This window comes from Psychrobacter alimentarius (assembly GCF_001606025.1).
In the GTDB taxonomy this organism is placed as follows: Bacteria; Pseudomonadota; Gammaproteobacteria; order Pseudomonadales; family Moraxellaceae; genus Psychrobacter; species Psychrobacter alimentarius.
In genome coordinates, this window is sequence record NZ_CP014945.1 from 2,272,194 (window position 1) to 2,288,291 (window position 16,098).

At 42.8% G+C, this 16,098-nt stretch carries 13 protein-coding genes; 12 read left to right on the forward strand and 1 reads right to left on the reverse strand.

Features of this window, described 5'->3' with window-relative positions:
- Positions 1-92 precede the first annotated feature (92 nt).
- From A3K91_RS09270 to A3K91_RS09305, 8 genes are all read left to right on the forward strand, one after another.
- Entirely contained in the window at positions 93-1,280 is a 1,188-nt protein-coding gene (locus tag A3K91_RS09270) for a mechanosensitive ion channel family protein (protein ID WP_062844996.1), read from the forward strand.
- Between the two features lie 168 nt (positions 1,281-1,448).
- Positions 1,449-3,755: a bifunctional 23S rRNA (guanine(2069)-N(7))-methyltransferase RlmK/23S rRNA (guanine(2445)-N(2))-methyltransferase RlmL gene (gene rlmKL / locus A3K91_RS09275; RefSeq protein ID WP_062844997.1), complete on the forward strand. Its 2,307-nt coding sequence runs from the start codon at positions 1,449-1,451 to the stop codon at positions 3,753-3,755.
- Between the two features lie 275 nt (positions 3,756-4,030).
- On the forward strand, positions 4,031-4,606 hold the full coding sequence (locus A3K91_RS09280; RefSeq protein WP_062844998.1) for a TerD family protein: 576 nt from the start codon (positions 4,031-4,033) through the stop codon (positions 4,604-4,606).
- A 191-nt stretch (positions 4,607-4,797) separates the two neighbouring features.
- Positions 4,798-5,871 (forward strand): DUF475 domain-containing protein, encoded by a 1,074-nt coding sequence (locus A3K91_RS09285; RefSeq protein ID WP_062844999.1) that lies wholly within the window; start codon positions 4,798-4,800, stop codon positions 5,869-5,871.
- Positions 5,872-6,118: 247 nt separating this feature from the next.
- Positions 6,119-7,039, forward strand: coding sequence for a glutaminase (locus tag A3K91_RS09290; RefSeq protein WP_062845000.1), 921 nt, complete (start codon positions 6,119-6,121; stop codon positions 7,037-7,039).
- Between the two features lie 309 nt (positions 7,040-7,348).
- Complete coding sequence (locus A3K91_RS09295; RefSeq protein ID WP_062845001.1) at positions 7,349-7,924, forward strand: TerD family protein; 576 nt, start codon at positions 7,349-7,351, stop codon at positions 7,922-7,924.
- A gap of 179 nt (positions 7,925-8,103) precedes the next feature.
- Positions 8,104-8,856, forward strand: a complete 753-nt coding sequence (locus A3K91_RS09300; protein WP_062845002.1) for a TIGR00266 family protein — start codon at positions 8,104-8,106, stop codon at positions 8,854-8,856.
- Positions 8,857-8,954: 98 nt separating this feature from the next.
- Positions 8,955-9,563 (forward strand): TerD family protein, encoded by a 609-nt coding sequence (locus A3K91_RS09305; RefSeq protein ID WP_062845003.1) that lies wholly within the window; start codon positions 8,955-8,957, stop codon positions 9,561-9,563.
- Between the two features lie 93 nt (positions 9,564-9,656).
- Here the strand turns inward: A3K91_RS09305 and A3K91_RS09310 are convergent, their stop codons facing one another.
- Positions 9,657-10,955: a TerD family protein gene (locus A3K91_RS09310; RefSeq protein ID WP_062845004.1), complete on the reverse strand. Its 1,299-nt coding sequence runs from the start codon at positions 10,953-10,955 to the stop codon at positions 9,657-9,659.
- Between the two features lie 364 nt (positions 10,956-11,319).
- On the opposite strand from A3K91_RS09310, the gene A3K91_RS09315 reads away from it, so the two are divergent.
- The 4 genes from A3K91_RS09315 (at position 11,320) to A3K91_RS09330 (ending at position 16,024) form a co-directional block, all read left to right on the forward strand.
- Complete coding sequence (locus A3K91_RS09315; protein ID WP_062845005.1) at positions 11,320-12,462, forward strand: ATP-grasp domain-containing protein; 1,143 nt, start codon at positions 11,320-11,322, stop codon at positions 12,460-12,462.
- 83 nt (positions 12,463-12,545) lie between these two features.
- Complete coding sequence (locus A3K91_RS09320) at positions 12,546-13,862, forward strand: phosphoribosyltransferase domain-containing protein (protein ID WP_062845006.1); 1,317 nt, start codon at positions 12,546-12,548, stop codon at positions 13,860-13,862.
- Positions 13,863-13,950: 88 nt separating this feature from the next.
- On the forward strand, positions 13,951-14,781 hold the full coding sequence (locus tag A3K91_RS09325; protein WP_062845007.1) for an HAD hydrolase family protein: 831 nt from the start codon (positions 13,951-13,953) through the stop codon (positions 14,779-14,781).
- Between the two features lie 61 nt (positions 14,782-14,842).
- Positions 14,843-16,024 (forward strand): cysteine protease StiP domain-containing protein, encoded by a 1,182-nt coding sequence (locus A3K91_RS09330; protein WP_062845008.1) that lies wholly within the window; start codon positions 14,843-14,845, stop codon positions 16,022-16,024.
- Positions 16,025-16,098: the final 74 nt, after the last annotated feature.

The following is a 16,098-nucleotide window of genomic DNA, read 5'->3' on the forward strand; positions in this document are numbered from 1 at the left end:
TACATTTAGTATTAGATGTATTCAATAGTAATCGTCACTCAGGTTACCTGCTTAACGACCTAATGCCATTCACACACCGCATGGACTGAACAATGCAAATTGCTAGTATTAAGGATTTTTTTGAAGAGATTGTTAATGATCTCCATACTAGCCTTTATCTTGGACTTGGCGGTTCTATAGAAGAGGAGACGTTTGATTGGAAATCCCAAGCGGTTGAGCTGACCAGTACTGGTATAAAAATCCTAATACTGCTTGCCATATTGGGATTTTTTTATTGGCTCACGGTTTATATGGTTAAGCAAAGTAGAACAAAAATTCGGCTAAATGAGCGACGTACCAAAATTGTGCGCTCAGTGCTTCGCTATATTTGGATCGTCGCCAGTTTTATCGCGATTATGAGTCAAATGAATTTTAAACCAGAAACGATTGAAGCCACAGCAAAAGCAAGCACTTGGGCCGGTATTTATTACGTGCTTTGGGCCACGTCAGGACAAGTTATTCATAGAGTATTGCAGCATTATGGACTCAACGCTTCTATAGAGCAGCTGCTCAAAAATATTTTGTCTGTGTTACTACTGGTACTTGGGCTTGCCAGCGTCATGGCGCAGTTTGGCTTTGATATCGTCTCATTGGTTGCAGGTTTGGGTATTGTCGGATTGGCAGTAGGTTTTGCAGCGCAATCAACGCTTGCCAACTTTATTGCTGGTATCACTATTTTGCTTGAGCAATCCTTTCAGGTTGGCGATTGGATCCATATCAATGAAAATGAAGGCCGCGTGGTACTGATTGCTTTGCGCACGACCCACATTTTGACTCGCGACAACATCACCGTCATTATCCCAAATTCTAATGTTGCTTCATCTGAAGTCATTAATCTGACCTCAAAAAACTTTATACGTTTTGACATTCGTGTCCGCATTGCTTTTGAAGATGATATCGCCACAGCACGTAAAGAGATTTTACAAGTACTTACTGATACTGAGGTGATACTCAGTCGCCCTGAACATTCAGCCACCGTGGCAGAAATTGGCGAATATGGCGTGTTCTTTATCGTACGTTTTTGGGTAAAACCTGCTGCTGTTGCTCGCATGCCCATTATTAAAGAGAACTTAAGAGAAGACATCAAACGTGCCTTTGATAATGCGGGTGTTTCTACCCCCTACCCCCATATGCGTTTGCTGATGCCAAGTGAGACCGATCATCCTATCGCCACCAAATCTTTTACGGCTGCAACATCAATGGTTTCAGACGGTGTACCACTGACGAAAAACGATCATTAATGCTATAAATTCATCTTAAATTTTTGACAATCAATCATTCTCGTATTGAAACGTCTTTTTAAACATAAGCACTTTAGACCATCCTACCCTGAACTATGGTAAAATTACTGGTTAAATCGCCCATTTCATTATTCGCATTTTTTGTCAATTTAGCTCACAGGTATTCGTATGACCGTAACAACCGCAACCGCCACTCCAGCTGCCTCTCCATCAGAGTTGTCGCTTGATCTTATCATCACCTGTGCCGATGGGCTTGAGACGCCGCTACAGACCGAGCTGACAAGTTTTGGGATTGCAAGCGATATCAAAAGCACAGGGCGTCTGGCGGTCACTGGCACCTTGCGTGATTTATATACTATTTGTCTTTGGTCACGTGTCGCATCTCGAGTATTGATGCTCATCAAACGTAGAAACATTAATGCCGAATATGATGTGGCTGAGCAAATCTATGGTTTGGCAAAATCAGTCAATTGGACTGAGCAATTTAACTTAGAACAAACTTTTGCGATTCGTCTGTCTGTTGATAAACGCGTGGCTGTCAGCCAGCAGTTTGCGATGCTGCGTATCAAAGATGCTGTTGCCGATACCTTTAACGAAGTTTATGACAGTCGTCCTAATGTCGACAGTAAAAATCCAGATTTTTCCATTTTTGCGACGGTAAACGACAAACAAGCCGAGTTGTATTTGGATTTGTCAGGAACCAGTTTGCATCGCCGTGGCTACCGTGTGGCAATGACTGAAGCGCCTTTAAAGGAAAACTTGGCAGCGGCTCTACTCTATAGCGCAGGCTGGCATCAGAAAAACGAGGCAGGCAACGCGCCTTTTTATGACGCGCTTGTCGATCCGATGTGTGGTTCTGGCACCTTTATTATCGAAGCGCTACTCATGCATTGCGATTATGCAGTGGGCATTGATAAAGCGGCCAATCAATTTGGTTTTTATGAGTGGCAGCATCATGACGATGCGTTATGGCAAGAGATGATTGATGATGCGCAGATGCGTTTTCGTGAAGCGTTAGAGATTGCGAATGAGCAACCAGATACCCTACCTTTAATCTTGGGATTTGATGCAGACAGCGGCGCGATTGTGGCAACCGAAAAAAACCTCATCGCCGCAGGCTTGCAAGATTTATTACCCCTACTCGATATTGAAACGCGTGCATTGGATCAGCTTAGTGGTGTCCTAAAACCCTTAGTTGATGATGGTCGAATGAGCAACCCTCTCGTCATCACCAACCCGCCTTATGGAGAGCGTTTGGGTGACGAAGAGATGATCAAGCCGCTTTATCACGCCTTGGGTTTGATTTTGCAAGACAGTTTTGCGGCGAGTGATATCAATCCAATGGTTGGCATATTGGCGTCCAACGTCGAACAAGTCGACATACTGCCAATTAAAGAACCGAAAACCTTGCGCTGTCACAATGGTGCGATCACGGTTTACTTCCGTTACGGCACTTTAATCGCCGGACAAACTGGCAACCTTGTGAGCCGCTTTGAGAAACATGAGATTGACGTGGAAGATGGACAAGACTTCGTCAATCGGTTGCAAAAAAACCTGACCAAACTTAAAAAACTTGCCAAAAAAGACAACGTCAGCAATATTCGCGTCTACGATGCTGATTTGCCTGATTTCAAAGTGGCCATCGATTTATACGGTGATTACGCTCACGTACAAGAGTATGCGCCGCCCAAAACGATTCCACCAGAAACTGCAAAAAAACGCTTTAATTTGGCATTGATGGGTATTCGTGAAGTGTTTGGTATCAACCGTGAACAAATCTTTATCAAAACACGGGCGCGCCAATCTGGTAATGATCAGTATAGCAAACAAGGCAATACTGAGAAGCGTGGTAAATTTTATGTTGCGCGTGAAGACGGCGCTTATCTTTATGTTAATTTTACCGATTATCTCGATACGGGTTTGTTCATTGACCATCGTAATATGCGTGCACGTATCAAAGATAACAGTCGCGGCAAATCCGTATTAAATCTATTTGCTTATACGTGTACAGCGAGTGTGCATGCTGCTTTGGCGGGCGCCAAAAAAGTGACCAGTGTTGATCTGTCACAAAACTACCTAGACTGGGGCAAACAAAACTTTGTACTCAATGGTCTGGATGTCAGTCGTAACAAATATCAGTTTGTTGCCGCTGATATCTTTGAATGGATCAAAGACAATACTGAGCAATTTGACATTATCTTTATTGATCCACCCACTTTTTCGAACTCTAAAAAGTTCCAAGGTACATTTGACGTACAGCGTGATCATGCGGCTCTTATCAACCGTGCGATGAATCGTCTAACATCTGATGGTGTCTTGTATTTCTCTAATAACTTTACTCGGTTTGAGTTAGATGAGCAGTTGACCCAGCGCTACGATATTATCGATATCACACAAAAAACGATCGGGTTTGATTTTAATATCAAAAAACCTATTCATCAAAGTTTTGAGATTCGTCATCGCCAAAGTCTGTAAGCGACCACTTAGCTTTAAGTAATTACTTAATAATCAAAGCATAGTGACCATTAAAATTGTCTTTAAAGTATAAACAGCACCTAACGCTTTGTTTTTGTGTTCAATTCAGATAAAACATAACAATGACCCAATCAGCTTTGATTGGGTCATTTTTTGTTGTTATGATAGACCGTCATCAAGTAATGGTTTCATGTCATTTTTTGCCAAACATTGCTTTTTTCATGATTATAAATGTATTTGAACTTTTCACTGACTCTAATAATAAGGACAATTTCATGGCTTTATCACTTAATAAAGGCGGTAATTTATCGCTAACAAAAACTGACCCAAATTTGACCAAGCTGCTGATCGGTCTTGGCTGGGATGAGCGTGCAACTTCTGGCGCTGAGTTCGATCTCGATGCGAGTGTCTTTTTGCTAAATAATGCAGGCAAAGTACGTGGCGACCATGACTTTATCTTTTATAACCAGTTAAAATCCGATAATGGCTCCGTTGAGCATACAGGTGATAATCGTACTGGCGAAGGCGATGGTGATGATGAAGTCATCAAGGTAAACCTGACTCAAGTACCCGCTGATATCGATAAAATTGTAGTGACGGTAACCATCCATGACGCCGCTACTCGTAATCAGAACTTTGGGCAAGTCGCCAATGCTTTTATCCGTGTTGTTAATGAAGAAACGGGCACTGAAGTCGTACGTTTTGACTTAGCAGAAGATTACTCTGTCGAGACAGCCATGGTATTTGGTGAAGTATATCGTCACAATGGTGAGTGGAAATTCCGTGCCGTCGGTCAAGGATATTCAGGCGGTTTGCAAGCCATGTGTCAGCAGTATGGTGTTGATATCTAAACAAGGGTTTCGCCTTGAAATATAAAACATGTCTAGTTGCAAAATAGTCACAATTATTGATAGCCAAATGGTCAATAATACTTTATGTTTCATCTGAATTTATACATAAAAAGTGGTTAGTGATAACCACTTTTTTATGGCGTGTTTATACTAGACTGACCTTAGCTTTACGCAACCAGACAGGATGTGTCATGAGACATTTTTATTTAGATTTTATCTTCACAGCCATCGCTCTAGCAATAGCAGCGTGGTGGGGATATTCACATGGCGGTATGGGTGGCCTGATAACTACCCTATCCATTACCGCTATTTTGGCCGTTATGGAGATTTCATTATCGTTTGATAATGCGGTGGTCAATGCCTCAGTCCTTAAGGGCTGGGACGAATTTTGGAAAAAGATATTTTTAACCGTTGGTATTTTGATCGCCGTATTCGGTATGCGCTTAGTATTCCCTATTGTCATCGTCGCAGTGACTGCCGATCTTGGCATGATGCAAGTGATTGATTTGGCATTGAATAATCCTGAAGAATATTCAGCCAGATTGATGGCACATCACGCTGAAATTTCAGCCTTTGGTGGTATTTTCTTACTCTTGGTATTCTTAAACTTTATCTTTGATGACAAAGAAGTACATTGGTTCGATTGGCTTGAAAGTCGCTTAGCAAAACTGGGTAAAGTCGATGCCATGAGCGTATTCGTAGCCCTTATTGTCCTGATGATTTCAGTATCTTGGGCGACCGCTGAGCAGGCTGGTGCGGTATTAATTGCAGGCGTTTGGGGTATCCTAGTGTATCTGGGTGTGCAAGTAATCTCTGGTATGCTTGAGGGCGATCTTGAAGAAGAACTAGACGCTCAAGGCAATAGTACTGGTGCTGCCACTAGCGCTATCATGAAGGGCGGTATTATCGGTTTCTTATATTTAGAAGTCCTTGATGCTTCGTTCAGTTTTGATGGTGTGATCGGTGCATTTGCTATTACTAACGACGTCATCGTGATTATGCTTGGTCTTGCAATTGGTGCAATGTTTGTGCGTTCAATGACTATTTTCTTAGTAGATAAAGGCACACTTGATGAATTTATCTATCTTGAGCATGGTGCGCATTACGCCATCGGTGCACTTGCCGTTATCATGTTGCTTTCTGTAAAATTCCACGTACCTGAGCTGATTACTGGTCTTATCGGTATCGCCTTTATTGGTTTTGCACTATGGGCATCACTAAAGCACCGCAAGCTCGAAAAAGCTAAAGAAGCCCATTCGAATTAAAACGTATTATTAATATGATACGTCTTATATAAGCAGATTATATCATCAGATATGGTCTGCTTTTTTTTGCATGACTCTACTTCCTTCATGGAGCTGATATTTAAGATACCGATGTCATAAAACCATTTTCGCTCAAAATGCAAATTTTTCATCCTTGTGACTCTATATTCGGTTAAAATCGCTGCTCTATCAGTACAATCCTTTATAACACAACCTTCACCAACAGAAATACGGCTATACAACTTATATGCAACAAATTCTTGATGATATTGCCGCACAGATGGCGCTTGAGACTGATCGTGGAAAAGTAGCAGATTATATTCCGCAACTGGCCCACATAGACCCAAATCAATTTGGTATTGCAGTAGCGACACCTGACGGACAAATGTATACAGCAGGTGATGCAAGCACTCTGTTTTCGATCCAAAGTATCTCTAAAATATTCACCCTAACCATTGGTCTTGGCAAGTTGGGCGATGGACTTTGGACACACGTTGGTCGTGAACCATCAGGTGATCCCTTTAATTCAATCGTCATGCTGGAACATGAAACTGGTCGACCGCGCAATCCATTTATTAATGCCGGTGCGATTGCGGTGGTGGATGCGATCATGATGGGTCACGAACCTAGAGAAGTATTGGGTGAGATTCTGCAGTTTGTGCACTTTATTACGGACGATGAGTCCATCCGTTTTGACCACAAAGTCGCAGCGTCCGAGATGGAGCATAAAGACCGTAACGCATCACTTGCCCACTTTATGAAATCCTTTGGTCGTCTCAAGCACGATGTGGATAAGGTGTTGGGTACTTACTTTCATCAATGTTCGATTGCGATGAATTGCCAGCAATTAGCCAGCGCCGGTCTCTATTTAGTCTCTAACGGGGTTGATAAGCACTCAGGGGTACGCGTGATCAACGAGCACCGGGCAAGAAGGATTAACTCGCTAATGATGCTGTGCGGGCATTATGATGGCTCTGGTGAATTTGCCTATCGCGTCGGTTTACCCGGTAAAAGTGGCGTTGGTGGCGGTATTTTGACCATAGCCCCCGGTAAAGGCTCTATCGCTGTCTGGTCGCCAGGGCTTGATCATATCGGAAACTCCAAGCTTGGATTAAAAGCATTAGAGCTGTTCGTAGAAAAAACGGGCTGGTCGGTTTTTTCCGATTAAACATGCTTGGGCCAAGTATTTTCTGATCGTTTAACCTTAACTAATATAAAGAGAGTGTTAAAAAGTATCAGAGATAACCAGCAATTATTTCTCTTAGTAAACATCAATTATGTCTCTTGGTAAACATATAGTAAGCGCACAAAATACGCCTTGCTTAGTCAGCAAACGCTTAGTATAGTAAAGCGTAGTGATATGTAGAGCATGGCATACAGCTAGATGTATTTGCCACTTTTGCTCATAAACACATCATTTTTAGTTTACTTTTTCTATCACTTAATCCACTTAATTATTAATCTAAAGGATCTTTGTATGGCTATCAGTTTAACAAAAGGCGGCAACGTAAATTTATCAAAAGAAGCGCCAGGTTTAACCAATATCACAGTCGGTCTTGGATGGGATCCACGTGCCACTGACGGGCAAGAATTTGACTTAGATGCGATTGGTTTTTTGGTTAATGAAGCAGGCAAAGTACGTAACGACCAAGATTTCATTTTCTTTAATAACCTAAAATCAGATAATGGCGCTGTTGAGCATACTGGCGACAACCGTACTGGTGAAGGTGATGGTGATGACGAAAAAATCAAAATCAACCTTGCTAGTATCCCATCTGATGTCAGCAAAGTTGCAATCTGTGCCATCATCTATGAAGGTCAAGGCCGTAACCAGAACTTTGGTCAAGTTGGCGATGCCTATATCCGTGTCTTAAATGACAATGGCAATGCTGAAATTGCCCGTTACGACTTGTCAGAAGATGGTAGCACTGAAACTGCGATGATATTTGGTGAATTATATCGTCATAACGGCGATTGGAAGTTCCGTGCCGTTGGTCAGGGCTTTAGCGGTGGTCTTGGACCATTAGCGGCTTCTTACGGTGTGAACGTGTAACGTTTTACCAGCATCATTATTTGCTCATTTAATTGGTACAATCAAATTTTGATTGGATCAAACATAGGCCATCAAGTGTAATCGTTTATACATTTGATGGCTTTTTTAGAATATCGACATATAAAATCATGTGTCATAAGCATACATTTTCAAAGTATTAGAATAAGGACTTGCAAATCATGGCCGCAACATTCAGCTTAATTGGAACCATTGAACCTTTTTTGCATTGCAATCTCAAAAAAGGCGACTCGATCTATTGTGAAGCCAATGCAATGGTAATGATGGAATCAAATCTTGAGCTTAAAGGCAAGTTGCAAGGCGGGTTTATGCAATCATTGATGCGCCGGTTTGCAAACGATGAGTCCTTATTTCAGCAGCAGATCGAAGCGGTCAACGGCGAAGGGGATTGTTTACTTGCGCCAACGCTCGACGGCGACATGCAGATTATTGATGTCGGTGCGCAGCAGTATACCTTGAGTGATGGTGCTTTTGTTGCCGCACAGACAGGCGTTGATATCAGAGCTAATATTCAGCGTAACTTGGGTGGTGCAGTGTTTGGTGATACTGGTGGCTTTATGGTCATGCAAACACAGGGTCAAGGCCAAGTGGTCGTATCGGGTTTTGGTTCGTTGTTTGAGATTGATGTGACACCAGATAAAGACGTCATTATCGACAATGGACACGTGGTGTGTTGGGACTCAAACCTGGATTATAAGCTGTCTGTGTCCACTAGTAAGAAAAAAGGCATCATGAGCAATATTATCAATTCTGTCACCAGCGGCGAAGGCATGGTATTGAACTTCTCTGGTACGGGTAAAGTCATTATATGCTCGCGCAATCGCGACAGTTATCAAGGCTGGCTACAAAGCATCTTGGGCACAAGCTCGGGTGGACGCGGTGGTAATAGCGGGTTTTTAAACAATATTTTATAGCGATGTATCCTATAGAACAATAACACTCTCTAAGACGAAACTGCTTAAAAACAGATGTCATTTAACGATTCATTCATAATTATTATAAGGATTATCTCATGGCGATTAGTTTACAAAAAGGTCAAAAAATCTCTCTCAGCAAAGAAGCTGGCGGCGACCTTACACAGGTAAAGTTGGGTTTGGGTTGGGATGTCGCCCAAGGCCCACAAGATAAAAAAAGTGGGTTTTTGGGAAAATTATTTGGTGGCGGCAGCGGTGGTGATTCTATTGACTTAGACGCCTCTTGCATCATGTTTGATGCGAACAAACAAGCCGTTGATGCGATTTGGTTCAGTCAGCTGACCTCAAAAGACGGCAGTATCGTGCATACTGGCGATAATCGTACGGGTGACGGTGAAGGCGATGATGAAGTCATCAATGTTGACCTATCAAAAATCCCTGCCAATGTTGTGTCGCTTGTTTTTACTGTTAATAGCTTTACTGGTCAGACCTTTGAGACAGTATCGAATGCATTTTGCCGTATTGTCAATGCCAACAACAATGCCGAGGTTGCCCGTTATAATCTATCGGCGCAAGGCAGCCATACGGCAATGATAATGGCAAAAGTGTATCGTCATAACAATGAGTGGAAAATGCATGCAATTGGTGAGACCGCTTCTGGTCGCACCTTCCATGACCTCATGCCTGCCATCACACCGCACGCTTAACTGTTTATCCTGAACAAATCTTATAATGCTAAAAGTCATCAGCCCCTCTATTTGTAATAAAGGGGCTGATTTTTTATGTTTTACTATGCTGTTTTATTTACTGCCACGCTTCCAGCTAAATCCCCAATTAAAGGCTTTATCCATTTCTTGATGGCCTTTAAAGTACTGATTGATACGTTCAACATTGATACTGCCTTGCTGATTGACCAAACGTGCAATGGCACACATCGGCAGATTACCAGCACCTTCTGTTAAACGTGTTTCGATCGGCGACTGTTCAGGTACATGTATGGTTACTACCCCATCGGTTTTTTCCCAGTTGGGTGCGCCTTCGTAAATAAAGGCAAAGATAAATACTTCTTCAATTTGCGACCATTGCTGGCCATTAATATCAAGCCACTCTCCACCACTGATTTGACCTGTTCTATCATCGGCACGCAAACAAACGTAAGGCGCTGATTGCAAACTACCAAAGCGATTGCCTAACGCTTGAATCAGTGTTTTCTCACCGCTCTTTAGGTGAATCATTGCACCAACATCAAGATCGATACCGCCGGCCTTATGCTGTTTGAAAAGATCGCCCAACAACCCTTTTTTGGGTGCTTGTTTATCAGTGTTTGGACGTTGGTTCCAGTTTAGATTGACAGAAATTTTGCCAAAGTCATCGCGTTTTTTAAGATTGATGCTGGATTGGTTTTTGGTTAGTGTGATCTTGCTTAGATTGATTGAAGGATTGGATGGAATCGGTGGTGGTGTGCTTGTTTGAGAAGCACTACTTGCTTTTTGTGTATTAATTGGACGTTGTGTATTGATAGGTTGTGACTGGTTCTGGTTTTGAGACTGGTTCTGGTTTTGAGAATGATTCTGGGATTGGGCTGGTGCTTCATCCGCAATCTCAACGCCAAAATGCTCAGACAAAGGCTTTAGACCACCTTCAAACCCTTGAGCAATAAAACGAAACTTCCAACTGCCCTGCCTACGATAACATTCAGCCAAAATAATGGCTTTTTCGTTACGCCCAGCCGCGCTTAATTGGCAAGTCATTAGCACTTGACTGCCTTGCAACACTTGAATGTCTACGTCCCCGACTTGGGACAAGGTTTGCTCACTAGAGAATGCAAGGGCTATTTTTTCGATGCTTGCAGGTTGAGCAGGCAAATTAATATCAAAAAATCCATCACTGTCATGACCGCGAAAGCTAACACTGCCATCATCGCTACGCTTCTGTCCATAAAATATCATGTCGCCATCACCGCGCACTTTACCACTACTCGTGAGGCGATACGCAGCACAATCAATCGCATTTTGGCTTAATATACGAATACTAATGTTTTCAGTTGGCAGAGGCGCATTGGCACCTGCAACCAGTGTTTGAGAGTGAATTTGGCTCATTATGTGTCCTTTAAATAATTTATTATGCATTGTGGTTATTATGCCAGCTATCCGACTTTAGTAGTATGGATATATCCTTGTTTTGATCAGTAACCCCATTTCATAACATATTAAAAATACTCAAAAAATTGCTATTAAAAAATACTCGCTACTATCGTGTCAGGAGTATTTATAACGCCTAGCATTTGTATATAATATACGCTGCTATCGGCAATATGGCACCTATCCCATTTCAGGCTCATTAGACAAAGTGACTTAAATAACGTTACCAAACCCTGATTGGTCTGACTTACATTGCTGGTAGTGTTGCGATGACGACACTGAGTTATCCAATGACAGTTAACACTTATGACAAGAGAGAATTATGGATAACCCTATTCACGATAGCCACCATATCCCATCAACAGCTGCTTGGTTAGCTGAAGGTCAATCTAGCCAGCGCGATATGTTAGACAGCCTACAAGCATTGAAAGATCAGTCTACTACGCCATTTTCTATCATTGCCTCACACCGTCACAACAGACCTGAGATTTTTGAATTTGCTGATAAAGTGTATTATGAGCCGTTTGACACCACTGCCAATACTGACAAAAAATCTGATGCCGAACCAGTCATACCGCGTTGGAAATTTGTCTTAGAACATGCGCGTCAAAACCATACCAAAGTATTGCTTACTGGACGCAATAATATCGCATATGAAGAACACCGTGAAGAATTTGACGCAGCGGGTATCCGTCTATTGACGGGCGCGACCAGCGTCGATGCCTTAAAAACAATCGATGATAAGTTCGCCTTTATGCAACAGTGTCATCAGCATGATATTCCTGTCGCACACGCTTGGCGCTTTGACAATATTGCAGAGCTTAAAGACCTACTTGCCGAACATGATCATCAGCCACTATGCATCAAACCCGTCACTGGAATCTTTGCACAAGGATTTTGGCAGTTAGATTCAGGACAAGAGACAGGCAAGCAATATGATAGCTTTGAGCACTTGTATTTTACTGAAGAAAAAAGGATCAGCACGGCTCAGTTTATCAATGCTTACACACACAGTCTAATGTTAGAAGAGCGTCCTATTCCTATGTTACTGATGCCGTATCTGCCAGGACAAGAGTACTCAATCGATGTAGTGTGCGAATATGGCGAAGTCTTGGCTGCGGTCACGCGTTATAAAACAGGAAAAATTCAGCACATCGGTTACGAACAATCGGTCATGGATGTTGTCATTCCATTGATCCAGGCTTTCGGCTGTGACGGTATTGTCAGTGTGCAAACCAAAGCTGATGAGAATGGTCAGCATCGTGTGCTTGAAATCAATAGCCGCCCGTCTGGTGGTATTGGTTATACCACACATAGCGGTGTAGATTTGACAAAAATTGGTTTTGCCTATTGGTTAGGTTTGACCGAAAAGCCAAAGCTTGCAGATATAGCACAACAAATAATACCCTGCCAAGTGCGCGCGGTCATGACAGGTGTAAAAATTGAAGAAAGCACTACTGAGTAAATAACTGGCTACGCTACAACTGGCAAAGCGTCAAAGTTAAAAAGCTTGTCGCTGTATAAAATTAAAAGTATCAAGGAACATGAATGTCAAATAAGCAACACAGTACGACTATTACTTTGCCGCGAGGCACGCTTGACTTAACTTATCAGATCAATTCTGCAACAAGTAGCCACAGCTCAAATAAGCAAGGTTCGGACAATTTTGATCATTACCAGTTAGAAGATTTGCTTGGTTTTGCCCAGCGCATCAATCCAAAACGGGCATTTTTGTTTGTCTCAAAAGTATTGGGTCGTCATATTCCAGTTGCTCCCAGCACCATGCGTTATGCTTTTACCGAGCTTGCAAATCTAGTTCCTAGCCAGCTGCCTGAACCTATATTGGTCATTGGCATGGCAGAAACAGCCGTTGGTTTGTCAGCTGGCGTGCATCAAGCGCTACAAACGCGTTATCCAAATGCTTTACTGTTAAATTCTACCCGTCATGCGCAGCACACTGCTGACAGTACTGAGTCACTGCTAACGACATTTAGTGAAGACCACAGCCATGCCAGCCAACACTTGATCTATCAAAGTGCTGATAAAGTCACTCAAGATCAGTTGCTCACCAGCAAAACCCTTATCATGGTTGATGATGAAGCTTCAACAGGTAATACGTGTGTCAATGTCGTCACGGCTTTACGTAATGCAGGACTCACGCAGTTAGAACAAGTACATCTCACCACCTTGGTTGATTGGTCATTGGATCAGAACAAAACAGACGAGACAGGCGATAGCGCGATACCTGAGCAAATGGCGGCACGCTTGGCAGGTGTTGATTTTCATCGTCATCATTTGCTCTCTGGGGCTTGGCAGTGGACAGATGCACCTAATCCTGAGCCAATTATTATGCCATCAGTCGATACAACTGAGGCTGGCAGTCAAGCATTAGGTCATACGGGTGGTTGGGGCCGTTTTCCAACGATAGACAGCACGGACGGCTTTGATAACTATCTGTCGAGATTTCAGACTTCTTTTACCAAATTCAGCGGTCAAGACAATTTTGCAGTTGCTCAATTGCCCAAAAAAATCTTGGTGCTGGGAAGTAATGAATTTGTTTGGTTGCCTTTTTTATTGGCAGAATGGCTTGAAATGCACACTCAAAGGCAAGAGGCTAACACCGAGTCTACGGTTAACTTTAGTGCGTTGACACGCTCACCGATCGCGCTTGGCGGTGCCATTACCACTATGTTGAGCTTTAGCGATAATTATGGGCTTGGCATGACCAACTTTGTCTATAACGTTGAGCCAAATGATTGGGACTTGATTGTCTTATGCGTTGAGACCTCAGTAGATAGCGTTGATGACATGTGGAAAGGCTTAGATAACGTGCTTGTGGTAGGTGCCGATAGTGGGCATGACTGAGTTTTCAGCAACGCAGAACGCAAGATGTTATCGATAGTTTTTTATATCAAAGCAAATTATTTAAAAACAATCAAGGCACAAATAATCCATGACTACCCCATTTTTTCAAGCCAATCCAAACATTACTAAGCCTTATGCTCTCATGGATTTGGACGATACTTTATTCCAAACTCAGCGTAAAATTGACGCATGGAATGTGCCTACTGCTGAACCTGAACATTTGGTGTGTGCGACAGTCAATAAAAAAGGCGAACCGCTAAGTTTCATGAGTCAGCGCCAAGCTGCGTTTGTGAATTGGCTGTTTGCGAGCACTGATTTAATCGTAGTAACGGCACGTGACCGCAGCGAAATCAAGCGTGTAAAACTTCCTTTTAACAGCTGGCAAGTATTGACCCATGGCGCAATTATCTTAACCTCTGATGGAGCACTATTTAACGATTGGCAGCAGCAGATGTATAAAGCACTTGCCCCCATACAAGACAAGCTGCACCAGCTTACTGAGTTGCTTGACCATCCTTCTAATACTCTTTTTGATAGCTTAGTATTGACACCGCACACTGACAGCTTCAGTCATGATTCTAACAGCAATAATGATACGAATTTGACTGTCTATTTGGCTATTAAACATGCGCAAAAAGACCATCAAGTACTAGCAGAGTTGGCTCAGCAGCTGCCTGCGCTGATACCAGATTTTGACGCTCATTTTTATGTACATGTGAATGCGAACAATTTGGCGATATTGCCGCATGCGGTTCATAAGCATCATGCCGTAAAGTTTCTATTAGATAACCATTTAGACAAAAATCGTCCCAGCTTCGGCTTCGGTGACAGCCTAGCGGATTTGCCATTTCTACAATTGCTTGACTGGTACGGCATGCCCAATCATGGTCAGCTACATGAGCAACGCCTTACTCAGTAGTTGTGTTTAATCATAACCGCGCAACCTCATTGTCATCACCACGAGTGTAAATATTCTTCTTATGATTTCAAATAATAAAAACACAAAAAGAGCCGATTTAGCAAACTATGGCTCAGGTAATTATCTTGCCAGCGATGTGACGGTACTGCTTGATATTGTCGCTAAAGATGCCGTTGCCGATGTGCCCGTCAGCCAAAAAGAAGCTCTTATCCAAAATGGGCAACGGCACTACTCAGATATGCTGACGCTGGAGGACGCACCAAGTGCTATGCATGAACAGCTCTACATCCAGGCGCTAGAACAAGGAACTGCGAGAACCGCGACTGATATTGCGAATTTGGCTTATACCTTACATCGTATTTTTCAGCCAACCGTCAGCGATGAGCACCCATTGGTTTTGGTCAGTTTAGTACGAGCGGGTTTGCCGATTGGGGTGCTATTGCAAAGAGCCCTTGCCGATACGCAGAGTAACTACGCATTACCAAGTGTACATTATGGCATTAGTATCATACGTGACCGTGGTCTTGATCCACTTGCTCTACAAATGCTATTGGACGCTTATCCAGACTCTCCTATCGTATTTGTGGATGGCTGGACAGGTAAAGGAGCGATTTATCAAGAGCTCACTCGTAGCCTTGAGACCTTTAGCGACTCTAGTCACCCTAACTTTACCAATATTTTCCATCAAGGTGCTGAGGTGATTCCTTTATTGACCTTGGCTGACCCTGCTGGCGTTGCTTGGCTGAGTGCCAGTGAGGAAGACTGGTTGATCCCCTCAGGACTGTTAAACAGTACTGTATCGGGACTTATATCGCGCAGTTTATACACTGAGCCTCAATCAGGGCTTCACCGCAGTGTTTTTTATGACAATTTGGTTGAAGCAGATCATAGCTTAGCTTTTATTGATTGTATCAACGTCGCACGCCACAACTTATCTATAGCACCGCAGTATTTACCAACGTTCAAGCAGCCACGCTACCAGACGGCCAATTTAATTGATAAACTGGCCGCTGATTATGGTATTACCAATCGCAACCGCATCAAGCCAACGATCGCAGAGGCGACACGAGCGATATTGCGCCGTGACCCCGAGCGTATATTACTGGCAACTGCCGAACACCCTGATACCACATTGCTGCGACATTTATGCAAGCAACGAAATATCATTGTCAGTGTATTAGGTGATAAAATACTGCCTTATCAAGCCATCACCCTTATTAAGCAGCGTAGCAAAGATCATTAATGACTGCAATACAACTGTGTATGAAACAACTGATAGTCAGAGCTAAACCGTCAGCTTATATACTATCTCTATAA